The organism is Candidatus Defluviilinea proxima (genome assembly GCA_016721115.1).
In the GTDB taxonomy this organism is placed as follows: domain Bacteria; phylum Chloroflexota; class Anaerolineae; order Anaerolineales; family Villigracilaceae; genus Defluviilinea; species Defluviilinea proxima.
In genome coordinates, this window is sequence record JADKIW010000001.1 from 295,710 (window position 1) to 314,490 (window position 18,781).

Here is an 18,781-nt window from a genome sequence, read left to right on the forward strand (position 1 = left end):
AAATGGAAACAACGATCACTCCCCGCTCGCTTGGGCAACCAGGCTTTTTATCAGATGTGCGTGCGTTCATGGCCGTCCTTCGCCGTGAATGGACGATCTTCACACGCTACCCGAGTTGGATCATCGCTTTGTTCATCTGGCCGTTGATCTTCCCAATGTTGTACATCCTTACGGCACGTGCATTGGCCGGTCCCGATGGCAGCGGACTTGCAGTGTTCATGGAAACAACAGGCGCAACCGATTACATCGGGTACATCATCGTCGGCACAACCGTTTGGATGTGGCAAAACATCGTGCTTTGGGATGTGGGCTTTGCACTTCGCAACGAACAAATGCGAGGCACTCTTGAATCCAACTGGCTCTCCCCCACTTGGAGATTCTCTTATCTGCTTGGGCACACGGGTCCACAAATCGTTTCGATGGTGATGTTCATTGCCATCACTGCCATTGAATTTGGATTTATCTTCGGCGTCCGCTTGAACGGCAGTGTGTGGATGTTTGCACTGATGATGCTGGCAGCAATCCCAGCCATATACGGGTTGGGATTTGCATTTGCAAGTCTGGTCATCACGGTCAAAGAAGCCAATGCTTTCGTCTTCCTAATCCGCGGACTAATCATGATCTTCTGCGGCATCACCTTCCCTGTTGCCATCTTGCCCGAATGGATGCAAACCTTTGCAAAATGGCTACCACAAACCTATCTCATCCATGGGATGCGCGCCGCTGCATTCTCAAATGCAGGGATAACCGAATTGATGCCAGACTTGATTCCCCTGCTTGGATTTGGCACCTTCTGGCTTCTCGCTGGTTATTTTGCCTTCATCTGGATGGAACGCCGTGCCCGTCAAACAGGCGCCATCGGACAGTATTAAAGGTGCAATCATGGAAATAACAACTCTCTCACAACCCAATGTCAAAACCCAACTTCGAGCCTTGTTTGTCATCGCCCGCAAGGATTGGAAGGTGTTCTGGCGTTACCCGTTGAATGCAGTATCACAAATCTTTCAACCCATCATCTGGATCACGCCTACCTACTTCATGGGCAAAGCCTTCAGCACAAATGGACAAGCTACTGGCTTCGCGGCCTACAGTGGAAGCGGCGATTACATGTCCTATATTTTGATCGGGACAGTGTTAACCAACTTCATCATGACCGTGTTCTGGGGCATGGGACTCGCCCTCAAAGAAGACATGGACGCAGGTGTGCTCGAATCCAACTGGCTGACTCCTGTTTCACGTTTGCTTATTCTGGTTGGCCGAACGCTGACAAGTTTGTTCACCACCACGATCACTTCCATTGCAATGCTTGCTGTCGGCGCCTTGTTGTTTGGCTTCCATCCAACCGGAAATACGATCGCGGCCATTCTGACAGCCATTCCCATGTTGCTTGGACTGTATGGGTTTGGTTTTGCCTTCGCTGGCATTGTCCTATTGATGCGGGATGCGAACACATTGATCGATGTGGGCAGTTTTCTCATTCAAGGATTCTCAGGGACGAGCTTCCCAGTGAAGTCTCTGCCCTACTGGTTGATCCCTGTTTCGCTCATGCTCCCGTTGACGTATGGTCTCGATGCTGTGCGCGGATTTCTACTCAAGACCAATACCCTCCTCCCCATCAATGTAGAGATCATCATCCTTGTCGTTTTCATGTTCGTGATGCTATGGGGTGGCGCGCAGATCTTTTACAGGGTCGAACGGCGAGTCAGGACTTTAGGAACGCTGGGCCAGCACTAAGGTCCAGAAAGATGCGGATGTTCATCCTCCTTTGAAAAATAGAACGCGTGTGCTAAAATAGATATTCCCACACGAAAGGATCCGAATGTTTACTCGTTTCAACAAAATTTATCATGAGTTTCCGCGTCTGTTCTGGACCGTTGTTGGCATTCGCTTTGTAGATGGCATTGGAGGCACATTACTCTTTCCGTTCTTCGCGCTGTACATTACGCAAAAATTTAACGTAGGCATGACGCAGGCCGGTATCTTGCTTGGCATGTTCTCGCTCTTTGGCTTGATCGGGAGCATGGCAGGAGGTGCGCTGACCGACAAGTTCGGGCGAAAGCAGTTGATCTTGTTTGGTCTGGTGTTCAGCGCAATCAGCACATTGACGTTCGGCTTCGTCGAACATATCAGTGTGATGTACCCATTGGCTATTTTGGTGGGTACGCTCTCCAGTATTGCACAACCTGCCCATGAGGCAATGATCGCAGATATTCTGCCTGAAAACAAAAGGCAGGAAGGCTTTGGTATTTTGCGTGTGGTCGGCAATCTTTCATGGATCATTGGTCCAACCATCGGCGGCTTTGTAGCGAACATCAATTTCTTTTATTTGTTTGTCATCGATTCGATCATTAGCTGCCTTATCGCCATTGCTGTATATCGCACGATCCCCGAGACCAAACCTCAACCGCATGCCCACGAGCAGGGCGAGTCGCTCCTGCAAACAGTGATCGGGTATCGCTACCCATTGCGTGACACAGCTTTTACAGCGTTCATCATTGCAAACATTCTCATGTTGATCGTATACCAACAAATGTATGGCACGCTTTCTGTCTATCTGCGCGACTATCACGGTATCAATCCACAAGGATATGGCTTTCTAATGACAACCAGCGCCATTACCGTTGTGCTCTTCCAATTCTGGGTCTCACGGATGATCAAACAGCGCCCACCGTTCTTAATGATGGCTTTCGGTACCGTCTTCTACGTGATTGGGTTTGCTCTTTTTGGCATATTTGCAACATACACCCTTTTTATGCTCAACATCATTATCATCACCATCGGTGAGATGATCGTTGTCCCCACAAGTCAATCACTGGTTGCCAATTTTGCACCCGCCGACATGAGAGGACGCTACATGGCAATCGCAGGTCTTTCCTGGGCGATCCCTCAGACTATCGGGCCCGGTGCGGCAGGTTATATACTGGATAATTACCCCCCCAACACGCTCTGGTTCCTTGGTGCCATCTTGTGTGGCGTATCCGTCATCGCCTACTACGCCCTTCACCTTCGACTCGGCACAAGAGCCCAATTTGCTCCAACGCCAGAAGAAGGACAACCACTCCCAGTCGCTTCTGATTAACAAAAAAGTGGATGCGTTTCGGCGCATCCACTTTTTATTTGACTAAAACCCGCTTCGGACTTAACTGAAGCCTGCTTCCGTCCGAACAGCTGATCTCCCCTCTGCGATCTTAGTGATGATGTCCATCCCCTGCATGGACATGTCCATGATCCAGTTCTTCATCGGTCGGTTCGCGCAACGCAACAACCTTTACGCTGAAGTGCAACTCATCCCCCGCCAGCGGATGATTGAAATTCAAGCGGACAGTTTCACCTTCGACAGATTCGATGCGCGCATAACGTGCCTGACCCGAATCATCGCGGACTGTCAACTCCAAGCCTTCTTCCACGGGCATATCACTGGGGAATTGACCGCTGGGCACGTCTAAAAATGCTTCATCATCATATTCCCCATATCCATCGGCAGGAGCAACAACCACATCCTTGCTATCGCCAATTTTCATACCGAGCATTTCGCTTTCCAAACCAGGGATGATATTTCCATGCCCTGTAAGAAACTCCAATGGATCCTGTCCTTCAGACGAATCGATCACTTCGCCGTCAACTTTCAACGTGTATTCCATCGAAACTACCACGCCATTTTCTACTGTATCTTTACTCATTATTTATCCTTTCATGAATTAATGCGCCCATTGTATCAGCGAGATGGAAATACGTACACAAGTAAACATGGGGGATGCACTTTTATTGACACAAAACAAAACAGGAGTAAAATCCATCCAATTTAACTGGCCCCAAAACAATTTAAACAACAGACCCTGTGCTCAAAGCGTTGATTATATAGATCAACGCTTTTCTAAAATCACTTAGAGGAGAGGTGTTATGAATAAAGCAATCAGGTATCTTGTTTCTGCCATTGCAATTGCGACCCTGTTATTGGGTTCATTGGCGATGGCCCCCGCAGCGAAGGCCCAACCTGCGCCACTTCGTATGCAAAGCGGAACTTTTATCCCCGTCCAGAACAACTTACTCGCAGCAAATGGAGGAAGGTACTTCATCATCCAATTTGCTGGCCCGGTGGAACAGGAATGGAAGGATTCTGTCACCGCACAAGGCGTTGAATTGTTGGACTACGTCCCCGATTTTGCGTTCAAAGCGCGTATGAACCTTGCTACAGCGAAGAATGTAGCGAAGCAGTCCTTTGTCAGCGCGGTAGTACCTTTCGAAGGCCGCTTCAAACTCAAACGGGGTTTGATGCGTGATGGCGAAATGCGTGTGTATGCAGTGCGTCTAGAACGTGGATCCGATTTTGCTGGCGGGCATAACCTCCTTGCCAGAACCGGCGCGCAAGTCTTGGGTGTCAACGGGGATACGGTCTTCATCCTAGCCAATAGCGCCCTGATAGATGCGATTGCAAATGTGGACGATGTAGCATCCATCAGCAATTTTTACTTGAACCAAACTTTTAGCACGTCAAGCAAACCAGGCACCAATGATACCAGCCGCGATATTATCGGCGCGACTATTGCAAACACACGCGGTTATGATGGCTCCACACAGACCGTGGCCGTTGCTGATACCGGTATCGGTGGCGGGACTGTTAGCACTGTACATCGCGATATCCCATCCAGTCGTGTGACTGCGGTCTATAACTGGCCCGGCGCGGCTGGCAGTTGTTTCAAAACTGTCGTGAACGATGGCGCGATCGATGTAGATTCCGGTCATGGTACACACACCAGCGGATCCGTATTGAGCGGTGGTGAGCCAAGCGGACTGGGCCGCGGCACTGCCCCATCCGCTCATCTGATCTTCCAAGCAACAGAGAATTACGCAACGATCACTAATCTCTGCAAAACATTATACGGTTATACAGACGGCTACTATCTTCTCGGCCTACCCACCGATCTGAAGACACTCTATCAACAAGCCTATAACGCTGGTGCGCGCATTCACTCCAACTCATGGGGTGCGGCTCTGGCTGGCGATTACAACACCGATGGCGTCAACACCGATTCCTTCGTTTGGACAAATCGTGATATGGTCATCACGTTCTCCGCTGGTAATGAAGGCATCGACGCCAACAGTGACGGCGTGATCGATAACGACTCGATCGGTTCCCCCGGTACATCCAAGAATGTGATCACCGTGGGTGCTTCTGAAAACCAACGCACAGATAATTATCCTTGCGACACATCGTTGGCCTACACCACCTGCGCTTCACAAAGTGGAGCCAATGTCATTGCCACATATGGCACATCCTGGCCCAGCGATTACCCTGCCAACCCCATCTTTAGCGACCCCGGCGCGGGCAACTCCAATCAAATGGCAGCTTTCTCAAGCCGTGGTCCCACAGATGATGGACGTATCAAGCCCGATGTTGTAGCGCCCGGCACGTGGATCCTTTCCACATATTCTGATCTCTACCAACAAGGCTATGATGCTTCTGCGAATCCACAGAATGGCGCCTATCAATATGATGGTTGGGGCTTCCCTTACAACTCATATTACAAATATATGGGCGGCACGTCCATGTCCAATCCGCTTACGGCAGGTGGTGCGGCAGTTATCAAAGATTACTACAGCAAGGCATACAGCTTCAATGCCACAGCCGCGCTTGTAAAAGCCACGCTCATCAACTCCGCCGTGGATATTCTCGATGAGAACAATGATGGCGTCAACGACAACGACTTCCCCATTCCGAATAACCACGAAGGTTGGGGACGCATCAACCTCGATGCTGCCACTGATGGCACGATCCAGTTCGTGGATGAAGGCACAGGTCTCGCCACAAATGGAACCCAAACCTTCACAGTAACATCCACCGGCGGGCCACTCAAAGTGACCGTCGTCTGGAGCGATTACCCATCCACCGATACTGCGACTGTGAACCTTGTCAACGATCTTGATCTCACCGTCGCTGGCCCAAGTGGTACATTCCTTGGCAACGTTTTCTCTGGCGGCTGGAGCACAACTGGCGGCTCAGCAGATCGCCGCAACAACGTTGAGAATGTCTACGTTCAAAGTCCAGCAGCTGGCACATACACCATTACCGTCAAAGGTTTCAACGTACCAAATGGTCCGCAAAAATTTGCATTGACCGTAGATGGTGGCACATTCGGCACTGACCCCACACCGACGCCAACCAACACAACTATCCCACCCACGCCGACGAACACAGGCGTTCCGCCCACAGCGACCAATACCGGCATTCCACCCACGCCAACCAACACGCCCGCACCATCCACTAACACAGGCTTCCTCACAGCCTCAGCGAATACTGCAATCACAACCAGCGCAGGCGACAACAACGGCTATCAAACCAATCCAACTAATGCCTATGCCAACGATAGCGTCTTCGCAGTGGATACCAACAGCGGCAACGGCACCAGCACATCCTGCACCAGCACAGCTAAAGATCGCCACAACTTCTATAACTACGGTGTCAGCCTGCCCGGCACCGCCGTGGTACAAGGCATCACTGTTCGGCTGGATGCACGTGTAGATGCAACGAATGGCTCACCCAAGATCTGTGTACAACTTTCATGGGATGGCGGCACAACCTGGACTACAGCCAAGAACACTACTACGTTAACCACCAGTGAGGCAACTTATACACTCGGTAGCTCAAGCGACACATGGGGACGTACCTGGACGGCAAGCAACCTCAGCAATACCAACTTCCGAGTTCGTGTGATCGATGTTGCCAGCAACACCTCGCGCGATTTCTCTCTTGACTATGTTTCAGTCAATGTAACATACCTACCATAATCAAGTAACACCTATAGTTTCAAAAAAGATGGACGCGTGAATAACGTGTCCATCTTTTTTATTTGATTGACGTCCGCTTCTTTCTTAACTGCAATCTGCTTCTGCTCGAGAAATATTTTCGAACACTGCTATATTTTCCTCCCATTACTCACTGACCATTTTTTCATTGTACATTCATCCTTTATCCTTCCACCTTCATCCCTTACAATAAGCCCATGCATTATGACCTCTGTCTCCCCTGGTACTGGGAATATGATATTGACTTTGTCCGCTTCGTTGAACAGGCTTGTAACGAACAAGGACTCACCCTCTGGCAGGTCACACCTGATAATTTGCTTGAATCCATCACGGCATTGTATAAGGGCGAAAAATCATTCAACACGCTCCTCGACCGTTCTCAAGGCGACGATAGCTTCCTCCCCATCAATAACTGGGCAAAAGAATACAATAAAAGGCGCATCAACCCTCCTGAGCTTTCCAAATGGTCAGAAGATAAAGCCACGATGCACCTTGAATTGATGAACGCAGGCATTCATACACCTTATACGATTTTGCTTGCCCCTTTCATTGAACAACCTGCCATCCCATTATTGGACTTGGCTCCACTTGGACACCAATTCGTCATCAAGCCATCCAATCAAGGCGGCGGCTATGGCGTGATCCTTGGCGCATCCTCCCTCGACCAGGTCTTACGTGCCCGCATGGAATTTCCGCAGGAAAAATATCTACTTCAAGCTAATATCACCCCTCGCACCATTCAAGGACGCCCCGCCTGGTTCCGTGTGTTCTACTCGGTCGGCAAAGTCTATCCCTGTTGGTGGAATCCGCTGACACATGTATTTGCCACAGTGACACAATCTGAAGAAAATAAATATGACCTTGCGCCTCTACACGATATCACCAGACGCATCGCATCTCTCTGCCGTTTAGACTGGTTCACCACCGAAATAGCTTTGACTCACGAAGAGTTCATCGTCGTGGACTACGTCAACGACCAAATCGATACCCGCATCCAATCCAAAGCCGTAGATGGTGTACCTGATGATGTAATGAGAAATGTTGCAACTCAATTGGTGATGCTGGCAAAGCAAAACCACTAAGAAAAACGCCAAAGGCGTGAAGCGATTCTATTTTTCTAATTCCAATAATGAATCCAAACAATAATCGTTACATCCCTTCGGGATTGATAATAACTACTTATAGTAAGGAGTCACCATGAAAAAGCCTCGTGCCCGCGATCTCGGCATTCCCTTTGAAGGTGAGACAGGCAAATACAACGCCATCACAGACGTGGATGGTATCACCGTCGGCTACGCCACAATCATCGAAGGTGACTCTGCGCGAACAGGAGTGACCATCATCCACCCACGAGGCAAAGACAATCATGATCCTGTGTTCGCAGGTTGGTTCCCCTTCAACGGTAATGGCGAAATGACAGGCTCTGCATGGGTCGAAGAGGGTGGCTTCCTTGAAGGTCCGATCGGGATCACAAACACACATTCGGTTGGTGTGGTGCGTGATACGATCATCCAATGGCAGGCGGAAAATGATAAGCTGTTCCAAAAATGGTCCCTTCCGCTTGTGACGGAAACTGCCGATGGCTGGCTCAATGACATGAATGCTTTCTTCGTCAAACCTGAACATGTAAGAGAAGCTTTAGAGAACGCTGAATCAGGCTCGATCCAAGAAGGAAGCGTGGGCGGAGGGACGGGCATGTTATGTTACGAGTTCAAAGGCGGCAGTGGCACATCATCCAGAAAATTATCTGAAAAACTCGGCGGCTGGACAGTGGGTGCATTCGCACAAACCAACTTCGGGCGAAGATATCAACTCACAGTGGCAGGCGTTCCTGTGGGACAACACTTGAAAGATGATGCAATTTGGACGAACGGCGAAAATCCATTCAAGCAGGATGATGGCTCGTTGATCGTTGTCATCGCCACGGACGCGCCGCTTCTCCCCCATCAACTCAAGCGATTGGCAAAACGTGCATCGCTCGGCATGGCACGGACGGGTTCGCTCGGCGGCAATGGCTCAGGCGACATTTTTCTTGCGTTCTCAACAGCCAACCCCAATGTTGCAAACGGCGATGAGAAGGGATTGGCTCCGCTTCAATCATTGAGCAACAATTTTATTGATCCACTCTTGATCGCATCAGCTTATGCAACCGAGGAAGCAATCGTCAACTCGATGATCGCCGCAGATGATATGGTGGGACATAACGGTGTCAGCATCAAGGCGTTGCCGCATGATACGTTGATGGATGTTATGAAGAAGTACAACAGGATGGGATAAAACGTACTTCGACAAAATGTGCTTGTAATTTGAATCTAAATTAACAATCCCCTTGACAAAAAGTGTCACAACAGATATATTCCTATGTAGATATATGTCTAAAGGAGTACAGATGCCACTTACCCATGCCATTCTTGGTTTTCTCGATTACATGCCCATGTCGGGCTATGACTTGAAAAAGACCTTCGATCAATCCATTTCCCATTTCTGGTCGGCAACGCAAAGCCATATCTACAAAGCTTTGGAAAACATGGAAAAAGACGGGTTGGTGACATCAAAAGTCATTCAACAGGAAGGAAAGCCTAATCGAAAGCAGTATCAAACTACGGATGCTGGAAGAGCCGAATTACATCGCTGGATATCCACTCCCCTGCCTGTCGAAAGTCCCCGTACGGCGTGGCTCATACAAGTCTTCTTCGCACACAATGCCACCAATGAGGAAATCGCCACTCTGTTTGAAAAGCGGATCGAGGAACTGAACGGATATGTATCGCGGTGTCAGTTCGCTCAAACGAACATTGACGAAAGCTACAAGCGGGTCGGTATAAAACGATTGCGTGACCTCTGGCAATTGACTTTGGATTATGGCATGAGCTATTACGAAAACGAGATCGCCTGGTTGGAAAAAACTTTGCCACAAGTCCGCAAACTGCCCGCCATGGAAATGCCAAAGAAACGCTCATGACCAATTACAACTCTTATTCTTACATTCCGTAGATACACATAGTTTAATTCAAGGAGCTTTTATGTCTAATATTCTCGAAGTAAAAGATCTCGTCAAAAAATATGACGACTTCACCGCTGTCAAAGGAATAACCTTTGACATCAAAGAAGGTGAGATCTTCAGCCTGCTCGGACCCAACGGTGCGGGCAAGACCACAACCATCTCGATGCTCTCGACCTTATACTCACCCACTTCAGGTGACGCCACCATCGGCGGGCATTCCGTGAGCAAAGACCCAATGGCAGTCCGGCAGGTCATCGGCGTGGTACCGCAAGACTTGGCATTGTATGAAGACCTCACTGCAAAAGAGAACCTTATCTTCTGGGGGCAGATGTATGGTCTCAGTGGCAAAGCACTCAACAGCCGAGTGGATGAAGTGTTAGAGCAGATCGGTTTGGTGGATAAAGCTAAGAACCGGGTCAAAACTTATTCAGGCGGCATGAAGCGTCGTGTCAACATCGGCGTGGGACTGCTCCACAAGCCACGTCTGCTTTTCATGGATGAGCCCACCGTCGGCATCGATCCGCAATCACGCCGTGCGATCCTCGATACGGTCAAAGATCTCAACAAGCAAGGCATGACCGTTCTGTACACAACGCATTACATGGAAGAAGCCGCCGAACTCTCGAACCGTGTCGGCATCATTGACCATGGTGAACTCATTGCGCTCGGCACGCAGGATGAACTCACCAAACAGGTTGGGCAAACCGACACGCTCATTTTGCACATCAGCGAAAACGAAGATGCAGATGCGCTCGCCAATTCACTCAAAGATATGCCTGATGTTCTCGAAGCCACCACCACCGATCATGAGGTATCCATCATCACACCATCGGCAGAAAATATTCTCGCATCGGTTGTGAGCAAAGCCAACGAGCGTGGCATCAAGATCCGTTCCATTGATATTCAAGAGCCAAATCTCGAAGCGGTGTTCTTGCATCTTACGGGCCGCGCCTTACGTGATTGATTTCCTTATTTACGTGTTTCCTTGTGTACTTGTATACAGGTAGACACGTAAACAGGTACACACAGAGACTCACATGATAAAACTCCTCCTTATCGGCATCAAAGACCTCAAGCTCATGTTCCGTGATCGAGCGGCGCTTGTCTTCATGCTCCTTGCGCCCTTCCTGCTCACCATCGGCATGGGATTTGTCACGGGTCGTTTTAGCGGCGGCTCCAGCGGGCTTTCTGATATTCCCGTCGTCATCGTCAATTTGGATAAACAGGATTTGGGCAACGCTCTCGAAGATCTGTTCAATTCAGCAGACCTGGCGGATATGATGGAGCCACTCGATTCACACAACGTGGACCCCGAAGCTGCTCGCCATCTAATTGATAATGACAAAGCCTCAGCCGCCATCATCATCCCAGAAGGCTTCACCGAAAGCATCATCCCCGCTGACGGAGCCATGCTCGACCCGAACTATGTTCAGCCCGAACCTGTAAAGATCGAAGTGTATGCAAACCCATCCAGCCCAACCAGCGCAGGCGTCGTCAAAGCCATCGTGGACGAATTCATCTCCCGTGTGGAAGAGGGACGCACCAGCGGTATGACATCCATTGTCGGGTTGATGACCAGTGGCTTGGTCAACCCACAAGATATGGCAAGTGAAGCAAAGGCATCATTTCAAAATGTGGACCAAGTCGAATCAACAGCACTTAAACTCAAGACCAACCAAGAAGGCGCTGATGCCGTTGACTTTGACATGCTTTCTTATTTTGCGCCTGGCATGGCATTGATGTTCCTCATGTATACCGTCTCCTATGGCGGGCGATCCATTCTCGCTGAACGTGCCCAAGGGACACTCCCTCGCTTGATGATCTCACCTACACAAACGTTCCAAGTATTAGGCGGCAAGGTGCTTGGTATCTTTTTCATGGGCGTTGCGCAAGTTGGAATTTTGATACTCGCATCCACCATTTTCTTCCAAGTGAAATGGGGTGATGCGTTGGGTGTCACAGTCTTAATTCTTGCAGCAGTCTTTGGCGCTTCGGGCTGGGGCATGTTGATCACATCATTGGCACGCACACCTGCGCAAGTGGGAAGCACGGGTTCAGCCATCATGCTCATCTTCGGCATCATGGGCGGCAGTTTTATCAATCTTGAGAGCTTTCCTCCGTTCATGCAAACCATTAGCAAAATCACACCCAACGCCTGGGGCTTGGACGGTTTCACCACCCTCGCACTCGGCGGCACATTGAAAAATCTAGCCGAGCCGATCACTGCCCTGCTCGTTATGGGTGCTGTATTGTTTGCGATTGCGGTTGTGATTTTCAATCGGAATGGATTGGTGCAGAAATGAAAAAAATATTCGCCATCGCGTGGAAAGACGCCATCATCCGATTTGCAAGTAAATCGGAGTTGATCTTCTTTATTATCCTGCCTGTTGTCTTCACCTTCCTATTGGCAGGTGGGACTCCCTCAGGCGATGATGACAACCGCATCCGTTTACTGGTTGTGGATGAAGCACAAACGCCGATCTCGCAACAGATCCTTGCCGAACTCGAAAACTCGACGGCTGTCCGCTCGGAGGTTGCCTCTCGTGATGAAGCACAGAAGCAATTCGACGATCGGCGTGCTTCGGCTGTGTTCATCATTCCAACAGGGATCGATATTGCGTCCCTGCAAAATGCTTCTGCAGAAGTGGAATTACTGCAACAGCCTAATAACATCAACGCTACCATCGCCGAACGTGCCGTGCAGACAGCCATCCGCCGAGTGAGTAGTGCCATCTCTGCCGCACAGAGTGCAGTCAAACAACGAGAAGCGAAACAAGCATTTGCATCTGAAGTGGATAAACAAGCGTATTTCGAAAGTTCGCTGAAACTGGCACAGTCCATTCAAGAGGATGCGCCCGAGCGTGTGACTGTTGTGGAAGGTTTGACAGAAGATGAAGTTGATTACGACCCACGATCAAACTCATCTGCGGGACAGTTGATCACATGGGTATTCATTCCATTGTTCGGCATCTCAGCTTTGTTCGCCTACGAACGCCAGCAAGGGACATTACGTCGTCTGCTCACCACCCCATCCCGCAAAGCGACATTCCTACTCGGCACGATCTCTGGTCAAGTTGTGATGGCGTTGATACAAATGTTGTTATTGGTTGGGTTTGGAATCCTTGTGATGAAACTCAATTGGGGACGTGAACCATTGGCATTGTTCGTTCTGTTGCTTTGTTCGGCACTTGCCGCCGCCGCATTCGGCACAACGATGGGAACTTTCATCAAAACGGAAGGTCAAGCCAGTGGATTAAGTGTCATGTTCGGCATGGTCTTCGCCATGATGGGCGGATGCTGGTATCCGCTGGAGTTGTTCCCGCCTGCAGTACAAAACGCTGTGAAGATACTTCCCACCACCTGGGCAATGCAAGGCATGCTGGATTTGGGTCTACGCGGTGGAGGGTTGATAGATATCCTGCCTGAAGCTGGAGTCCTGCTTGGGTTTGCAGTGATATTCTTCAGTGTAGGAGTGATGAGATTTAGGTTCGAGTGAGGAAAAAGTTATTCAGACGGTAGCAGGCTTAACGTAGTAATGAAGCGCAGAGTCCCGCATCAAAGCGGGACTCTGTTGTTAATCCACAGCAGGTAGACTTTGTCTTTGAACCGTCTTTGTAGAAAATATCCAAAAGACGAATGCAGTCACAATAAACAAACCAGTGATGGCGATTCGTACCATCAACGGTGAAAACGAATCTATCAGCCAATATTCCTGCGAGTCAGCGATGTAGTTGACAACCCCATGAAAAAGGATGGCGATCAACACGCTGCCCTGACTCCAGTGATGGAGTTTGGTCATGATGTAAGCGATGGCGACCGTGCCGAATGGATAGAGAATGATCGACAGGGTAATAGGAATATCACCACGCCACTCAGGAAAAAGAAAAACAGGAAGATGCCAGAATGCCCACACCAAACCAAGGATGAAGCTGCTGTGAAAATCCCCGTAACGTTCTAGCAGGCGAGGCAACATAAATCCACGCCAACCTAGTTCTTCGCCGAGAGGTCCGATACCAAAAACAACCGATGCGATGACCGAGTTAATTGGTACAGCAACAACCAATGTCAGGAACACAAGCAAAGTTTCGTTTTCAGATGCTGAAATACCAAGCACTTGATAGCCAATAAAAAAGACCAATGGAAATATGAAAAAGGTTGCGAGATAAACCAGCAAGGAAACGCGCCACTGGAATAAACGCTTGATTAATGATTGAACACTAGTCCAACCTTCGAGGACTGTGATCACAATAATGGCGGCAATGCTGGGACCATAGGAAGCAACATTAAGAAGCAGAAGATATCGTCCCGTGAAATGATAGCTGCCCTGCATGGCAATCAATTCGGGAAGCTGTATCAGCCACGATATGGAATAGGCAAGGATGACATACGACCAGATTGGATGAGATTTGATCAAGGTTTTCATTTGGCATATCCTTTCTGAATATTTTCAGGCGCATAAAGCCAAGCCTCAGATTGGATCTGAAGTTTGTCGAGGCAAACCAAGTTTTAGGTTACAAAGAGAATTGTCTTATGGTGAAACTTCCGCAAACGGATTGTTTGCGGAAGTTTCGAGTTAACTGACCAACATTGCTTTTGCCATCCGTCCATGCAATTGACCGATGCCGCGCACAAGATGCATGAAGGATGTCCACAATATCAAGCCGCCAAACGAGAACAGAACCAGTACCCAATAAGGCAGGAAGATGTGTTGATCGTTCCATTGCACCACAGGGGTGTTCCAGAACAATTGAATGAACGGCAATGCAATGAACGTCAGCGAGAAGGAAAGCACTGTCACCAACACCACAAAGTAGATGATCCCCAACACAAACTGAATAACCATATACAAGATCATCAGCCAGGTCGCCTTGTCTGTAACAAGCGCCTTCAATCGGTCAAGCCATTTCATATTCTGATGCGAGAACAACGGTCGGCGCGGCATGCGAATGCCCAACAGCGCTTCCACCAAACGTCCTTCCAACAGCGCCAGTCCACGCACGGAGAGCAGGAACAACAATGCAATTGGGAAACCAAAGATAAAGATCAAAAACGAAACAGACACTGAAACGCCCGTCACTGCCCAGGTGAAATAAATGATGCCCGTCACAAAAGCGATCAACATATAAAGCAATGCTCCCCATGCGCGGGCATCTGTGTACACGCCGAAGAAACGAGCAAGAATGGATTGACTCTTGATGCTGTTACTCGCAATAACAGGATGCGTGAGACGCTCCGCTGCCTTGTAGGCGGATGCCGTTTCATCAGGCGAGCCATATTGTTCGATGACTTGACCCAACGCCTCTTCTTCAGACGTTTCAGGCTGGTCCTGTTTCAATGTAGCGAGTGCCACCCTGAGATGTTCCTCTGCATCGGCAAGTGCATCCTGCACAGTTGCGGCATCGCTATCTTTGAGCTCAGCTTTTAATTGATCGAGATACTCTTCAATGGATTTGATCATCTTCATGCTCCTTTGATCGCCTTGTCGACGAACGACTTCATTTGTTTCCACACACCCTGCCAAACGACAAGGGTCTCTTTACCTTCAGCCGTGATCTCGTAATATCTTCTCGGCGGACCTGAAACGGAAGGCTCCACTTTGCTTTCGAGCAGTCCACTGCTCTCCAACTGACGAAGAACAGGATACAACGCTCCCTGCTTCATGAACGCTGTTTCACCACTGTAATCGTCCAGCAGCTTGGCGATCTGATAGCCATACATGGGCTCCTTGCTATTATCCAACACGCTAAGCATCACAAGGGATGCGATCCCTGCGTTCAACTCTTTTTGAAATTTCTTTGTGAGAGTAGGCGAGTCAACCATGGCGCTCCTTTCAGTAGAATGGATTTGTTAGTATTATTGACTTAATAATAGTACTTATTTGACAATATGTCAAGGATATTAATAGAAAAACCCCTCCGCTTTGGGAGGGGTCTTGTAAGCTTATAAGAATTTACGGAATGGGCCGTAGCGCAGGTTGTGGTTTCTCACGCGAGGTGGAGAAGAAACCGTTCGGGAGTTGGATCGGTGTGAAGGGTCCCCCATTTTGGATATCAGCAAATGGAATATAGTACAACGTTATATCGCTACGGTCGAACCGTTGATACGCAAACATGATATAAGTTCCATCCGGGCTCCAACGTGGGTCACGATAGCAACATCCGCCATTGATCGGGTTTATTTTTTGGACTTCGCGGGTTTCGCTATTGTATAAGTATAGATTTCCAAACCCATCATTGCGGATGGCATCATTCAACAAGAATAGACTTTTTCCATTCCAATCGAAGCTTCCAATATGTCCGGTGCTGTCATTTTCAAAATCAATGCGTCCGCCAGGGATGGTATCCACGCGGCCAAGCTCCACATTGTCACAGTTTGCGATATCAGCATTCAGGAGGAATATCTGATCTGAATTCACCATACGGGTTTCAATAACGTGTGCCGCAAGACGGGTCTCGTCCTTTGACCAGAGCGCTTCACGGAATGGAACCTGATTGTAGAAACAATTTTCCTTTTTGTCTACAAGTTCAAAACGGGATTTGATGCTTCTTAAGACATCCACATCAAACGGGAAAATATTCAATGTACGCTGGACACTGATCGCAACAAGTTTTCCATCGGGCGAGACACTAAACCCCTCAAGCAATTCAGATTTAGTATCAAAACATGAGAGTTGCTGGGTCTGTTTGGTGGCTGCATCTACAAGGTATGCGCAGTTACGGGATATGTACACAAGTCTGTTACCGGGAATCCATTGTAAGTTGGATTTCGGAGAATTTTCTGAACGGATCTGAACAACCCCAGTACCATCTATATTCATAAGATAGATATCATTCCCAGAGACCAAGGCAACTTGGTCCGCACCACCAGGGACAGTAAAGGTTGGGGTTGGTTGGACGGTGACTGGAGCTTCCGGTGTTAGAGCAATAGTCGGTGAGACAGCAGTAAAGGTCTCAGTGGGAGAAATGATTGTCGAAGGTGAAGACAGATCGATGGTCGGGGTGGATGCGACGGAAAGGAATGGGATGTTGCTTCCATTTGTAAACATCCAGAAGAAACCAACCAGAGCTACAACACTTAGGGTTATCCAAAATAAACTTGTACGAATGGCCGCCCAATTGCCATATCGATCGAAGAACGTGGATGGGTGTTGTTCACCAAAAGCTACCTTCTTCAACGCACGAGAGAGATGCAGGATCGAAACATAACGGTCGCGTTTGTTTTCAGCAAGACAGATCTTAATGATCTCGTCCATTTCGGGTGGCAGTTCAGGGGCCTCGCTCAAAATGTCAGGGGTGGGTTGACTGAGTTTCTTACCAGTCAACATCTGGTAAAGAACAACCCCCAAGCTGTATACATCGCTTCGATTATCCACATCTTCCCGGTTTGCCTGTTCCGGGCTCATGTAACCAGGTGTGCCAACCTCGCCTTCCACCATGGAGGCATCATCAGATATAGCGGGTTGAGCTACACCGAAATCAGAGATATAGGGATGGTTTTCGCCGTCGAAAAGGATATTATCCGGTTTGACATCGCGATGGATGATGTTCTTTTCATGGGCATACGCAAGGGCAGAAGCAATACGATCAACGATATTGGCGGCTTCGGCAAGGGGAAGCTTTCCATTATTAGCGACGGCTTGCGTAAGTGACCCTCCTGCCATATACCGCATGACAAAATACGGCTGGCCGTTATGTTCCCCCACATCATACACGGGCACTATGGCTGCATGCTCCAGAGATGCGATCATTTTAAGTTCCCGCCTGAAGTGCGCTTTGATGCTCAAGTCAAGTGTTGCATTACCAGTCGGCTCGAACGCAAAAATCTTCACAACCACATCGCGGTTGGCCTGGGTATCAAACGCCCGATACACAACAGTCGTTTTACTGCGTCCAATCTCTTCTTTGAGTTGATATCTGCCTATGGTTTCCGTTGACATCTGTTCAAGTATAACGCAACAAAAGCTCTACACGCAAAGTAATTTGCTCTGACAAATACCCTTTAATCCTATCGACTAAACAAAAAGCCCCGCTTCAAAACGGGACTTTTGCCTGATTCTGTTTCAATTTGCTTATTACTTATCCTGTATCTCAGCCGCCCTAAGCGTATTCGCCATGAGCATTGCAATTGTCATGGGCCCCACCCCGCCAGGGACAGGCGTAATGAACCCGGCAACTTCCTTGGCTTCACTGAAGCACACATCGCCCACCAACCGTTGACCACTCTTCTTGGTTGCATCAGGTACGGCATTGATACCAACATCAATGATCGCCGCGCCAGGCTTGATCCAATCGCCGCGCACCATTTCAGTTTTACCGATAGCCGCTATCAAAATATCGGCCTGACGCACAACACTGGGCAAATCCTTTGTGCGAGAGTGGCAAACCGTCACAGTTGCATTCTTTCCGATCAACAATAATGCGGCAGGCATACCCACAATATTCGAGCGGCCCAACACCACAGCATTCGCACCTTCGATCTTCACGCCCGTTTTTTCAAGTAAATAGATACAGCCGTAGGGTGTACAAGGCACAAAGAGTGGCTCACGGCCTTTCTGCGCTAGGCGACCAATATTAAGCGGCGAGAAACCATCTACATCTTTTTCGATATTGATAAGAGACAGCACACGTTCTTCGTTAATATGGGATGGCATGGGTAATTGAACAAGGATACCGCTGACTTTGGGGTCGGCATTCAAACCCTTTACCAGCGTTTCAACTTGTTCCTGCGTTGCATCGGCTGGAAGGTGTTCGCTGATCGAACCCATTCCTAATTCCTGGCAGGCTTTCCCCTTGGAAGCCACATATGATGCCGAATCTGGGCGATCTCCAACAAGAACAGTGGCCAAGGTCGGTTTTTGTTTACCCGCTGCAACACGTTTCGCCACATTCACAGCAACTTCATCCCGTACCTGTTGAGCTATTAATTTTCCATCAATGAGTTGAGCAGTCATGAACACTCCTTTTCAAGATAATT

General features: G+C 48.9%; 16 protein-coding genes. 10 read left to right on the forward strand and 6 right to left on the reverse strand.

All coding sequences use genetic code 11. From position 1 onward, the window contains the following. Positions 1-2 precede the first annotated feature (2 nt). The 3 genes from IPP66_01420 to IPP66_01430 all read left to right on the forward strand — a co-directional run bounded on the left by IPP66_01420 (position 3) and on the right by IPP66_01430 (position 3,079). Positions 3-872, forward strand: coding sequence for an ABC transporter permease (locus IPP66_01420; GenBank protein ID MBK9923927.1), 870 nt, complete (start codon positions 3-5; stop codon positions 870-872). A gap of 10 nt (positions 873-882) precedes the next feature. Beyond that, positions 883-1,734: an ABC transporter permease gene (locus IPP66_01425; protein ID MBK9923928.1), complete on the forward strand. Its 852-nt coding sequence runs from the start codon at positions 883-885 to the stop codon at positions 1,732-1,734. Between the two features lie 85 nt (positions 1,735-1,819). Beyond that, entirely contained in the window at positions 1,820-3,079 is a 1,260-nt protein-coding gene (locus IPP66_01430) for an MFS transporter (GenBank protein MBK9923929.1), read from the forward strand. Between the two features lie 109 nt (positions 3,080-3,188). On the opposite strand, the gene IPP66_01435 is transcribed toward IPP66_01430, so the two are convergent. Next, a complete protein-coding gene (locus IPP66_01435) occupies positions 3,189-3,680 on the reverse strand; it encodes a peptidylprolyl isomerase (GenBank protein MBK9923930.1) in 492 nt (163 codons plus the stop codon). A 220-nt stretch (positions 3,681-3,900) separates the two neighbouring features. On the opposite strand from IPP66_01435, the gene IPP66_01440 reads away from it, so the two are divergent. From IPP66_01440 to IPP66_01470, 7 genes are all read left to right on the forward strand, one after another. Next, positions 3,901-6,786, forward strand: coding sequence for a S8 family serine peptidase (locus IPP66_01440; GenBank protein ID MBK9923931.1), 2,886 nt, complete (start codon positions 3,901-3,903; stop codon positions 6,784-6,786). A gap of 215 nt (positions 6,787-7,001) precedes the next feature. Next, positions 7,002-7,886 (forward strand): hypothetical protein, encoded by an 885-nt coding sequence (locus IPP66_01445; protein MBK9923932.1) that lies wholly within the window; start codon positions 7,002-7,004, stop codon positions 7,884-7,886. 115 nt (positions 7,887-8,001) lie between these two features. Beyond that, a complete protein-coding gene (locus IPP66_01450) occupies positions 8,002-9,081 on the forward strand; it encodes a P1 family peptidase (protein MBK9923933.1) in 1,080 nt (359 codons plus the stop codon). A gap of 112 nt (positions 9,082-9,193) precedes the next feature. Beyond that, the gene (locus IPP66_01455) at positions 9,194-9,766 is read left to right on the forward strand and encodes a PadR family transcriptional regulator (GenBank protein MBK9923934.1); all 573 of its coding nucleotides are present in this window, start codon (positions 9,194-9,196) and stop codon (positions 9,764-9,766) included. A gap of 70 nt (positions 9,767-9,836) precedes the next feature. Then, positions 9,837-10,772 (forward strand): ATP-binding cassette domain-containing protein, encoded by a 936-nt coding sequence (locus IPP66_01460; protein ID MBK9923935.1) that lies wholly within the window; start codon positions 9,837-9,839, stop codon positions 10,770-10,772. A gap of 73 nt (positions 10,773-10,845) precedes the next feature. Continuing rightward, entirely contained in the window at positions 10,846-12,111 is a 1,266-nt protein-coding gene (locus IPP66_01465; GenBank protein MBK9923936.1) for an ABC transporter permease, read from the forward strand. Beyond that, complete coding sequence (locus tag IPP66_01470) at positions 12,108-13,304, forward strand: ABC transporter permease (protein MBK9923937.1); 1,197 nt, start codon at positions 12,108-12,110, stop codon at positions 13,302-13,304. The genes IPP66_01465 and IPP66_01470 overlap by 4 nt, the downstream gene beginning before the upstream one ends. 78 nt (positions 13,305-13,382) lie before the next feature. On the opposite strand, the gene IPP66_01475 is transcribed toward IPP66_01470, so the two are convergent. The 5 genes from IPP66_01475 to folD form a co-directional block, all read right to left on the reverse strand. Beyond that, the gene (locus IPP66_01475; protein MBK9923938.1) at positions 13,383-14,231 is read right to left on the reverse strand and encodes a CPBP family intramembrane metalloprotease; all 849 of its coding nucleotides are present in this window, start codon (positions 14,229-14,231) and stop codon (positions 13,383-13,385) included. Between the two features lie 150 nt (positions 14,232-14,381). Then, the gene (locus tag IPP66_01480; protein MBK9923939.1) at positions 14,382-15,266 is read right to left on the reverse strand and encodes a sensor domain-containing protein; all 885 of its coding nucleotides are present in this window, start codon (positions 15,264-15,266) and stop codon (positions 14,382-14,384) included. Positions 15,267-15,268: 2 nt separating this feature from the next. Beyond that, a complete protein-coding gene (locus IPP66_01485) occupies positions 15,269-15,628 on the reverse strand; it encodes a PadR family transcriptional regulator (protein MBK9923940.1) in 360 nt (119 codons plus the stop codon). A gap of 130 nt (positions 15,629-15,758) precedes the next feature. Beyond that, entirely contained in the window at positions 15,759-17,744 is a 1,986-nt protein-coding gene (locus tag IPP66_01490; GenBank protein MBK9923941.1) for a serine/threonine-protein kinase, read from the reverse strand. A 135-nt stretch (positions 17,745-17,879) separates the two neighbouring features. Continuing rightward, positions 17,880-18,758: a bifunctional methylenetetrahydrofolate dehydrogenase/methenyltetrahydrofolate cyclohydrolase FolD gene (gene folD, locus IPP66_01495; GenBank protein MBK9923942.1), complete on the reverse strand. Its 879-nt coding sequence runs from the start codon at positions 18,756-18,758 to the stop codon at positions 17,880-17,882. Positions 18,759-18,781 lie beyond the last annotated feature (23 nt).

Bases quoted from the DNA above. Each gene is read 5' to 3' on its own strand.
- IPP66_01430 (MBK9923929.1), top strand. From the start codon at position 1,820: ATGTTTACTCGTTTCAACAAAATTTATCATGAGTTTCCGCGTCTGTTC.
- IPP66_01480 (MBK9923939.1), bottom strand. From the start codon at position 15,266: ATGATCAAATCCATTGAAGAGTATCTCGATCAATTAAAAGCTGAGCTC.
- folD (MBK9923942.1), bottom strand. From the start codon at position 18,758: ATGACTGCTCAACTCATTGATGGAAAATTAATAGCTCAACAGGTACGG.
- IPP66_01445 (MBK9923932.1), top strand. From the start codon at position 7,002: ATGCATTATGACCTCTGTCTCCCCTGGTACTGGGAATATGATATTGAC.
- IPP66_01435 (MBK9923930.1), bottom strand. From the start codon at position 3,680: ATGAGTAAAGATACAGTAGAAAATGGCGTGGTAGTTTCGATGGAATAC.
- IPP66_01490 (MBK9923941.1), bottom strand. From the start codon at position 17,744: ATGTCAACGGAAACCATAGGCAGATATCAACTCAAAGAAGAGATTGGA.
- IPP66_01440 (MBK9923931.1), top strand. From the start codon at position 3,901: ATGAATAAAGCAATCAGGTATCTTGTTTCTGCCATTGCAATTGCGACC.
- IPP66_01450 (MBK9923933.1), top strand. From the start codon at position 8,002: ATGAAAAAGCCTCGTGCCCGCGATCTCGGCATTCCCTTTGAAGGTGAG.
- IPP66_01485 (MBK9923940.1), bottom strand. From the start codon at position 15,628: ATGGTTGACTCGCCTACTCTCACAAAGAAATTTCAAAAAGAGTTGAAC.
- IPP66_01465 (MBK9923936.1), top strand. From the start codon at position 10,846: ATGATAAAACTCCTCCTTATCGGCATCAAAGACCTCAAGCTCATGTTC.
- IPP66_01425 (MBK9923928.1), top strand. From the start codon at position 883: ATGGAAATAACAACTCTCTCACAACCCAATGTCAAAACCCAACTTCGA.
- IPP66_01475 (MBK9923938.1), bottom strand. From the start codon at position 14,231: ATGAAAACCTTGATCAAATCTCATCCAATCTGGTCGTATGTCATCCTT.
- IPP66_01455 (MBK9923934.1), top strand. From the start codon at position 9,194: ATGCCACTTACCCATGCCATTCTTGGTTTTCTCGATTACATGCCCATG.
- IPP66_01470 (MBK9923937.1), top strand. From the start codon at position 12,108: ATGAAAAAAATATTCGCCATCGCGTGGAAAGACGCCATCATCCGATTT.
- IPP66_01420 (MBK9923927.1), top strand. From the start codon at position 3: ATGGAAACAACGATCACTCCCCGCTCGCTTGGGCAACCAGGCTTTTTA.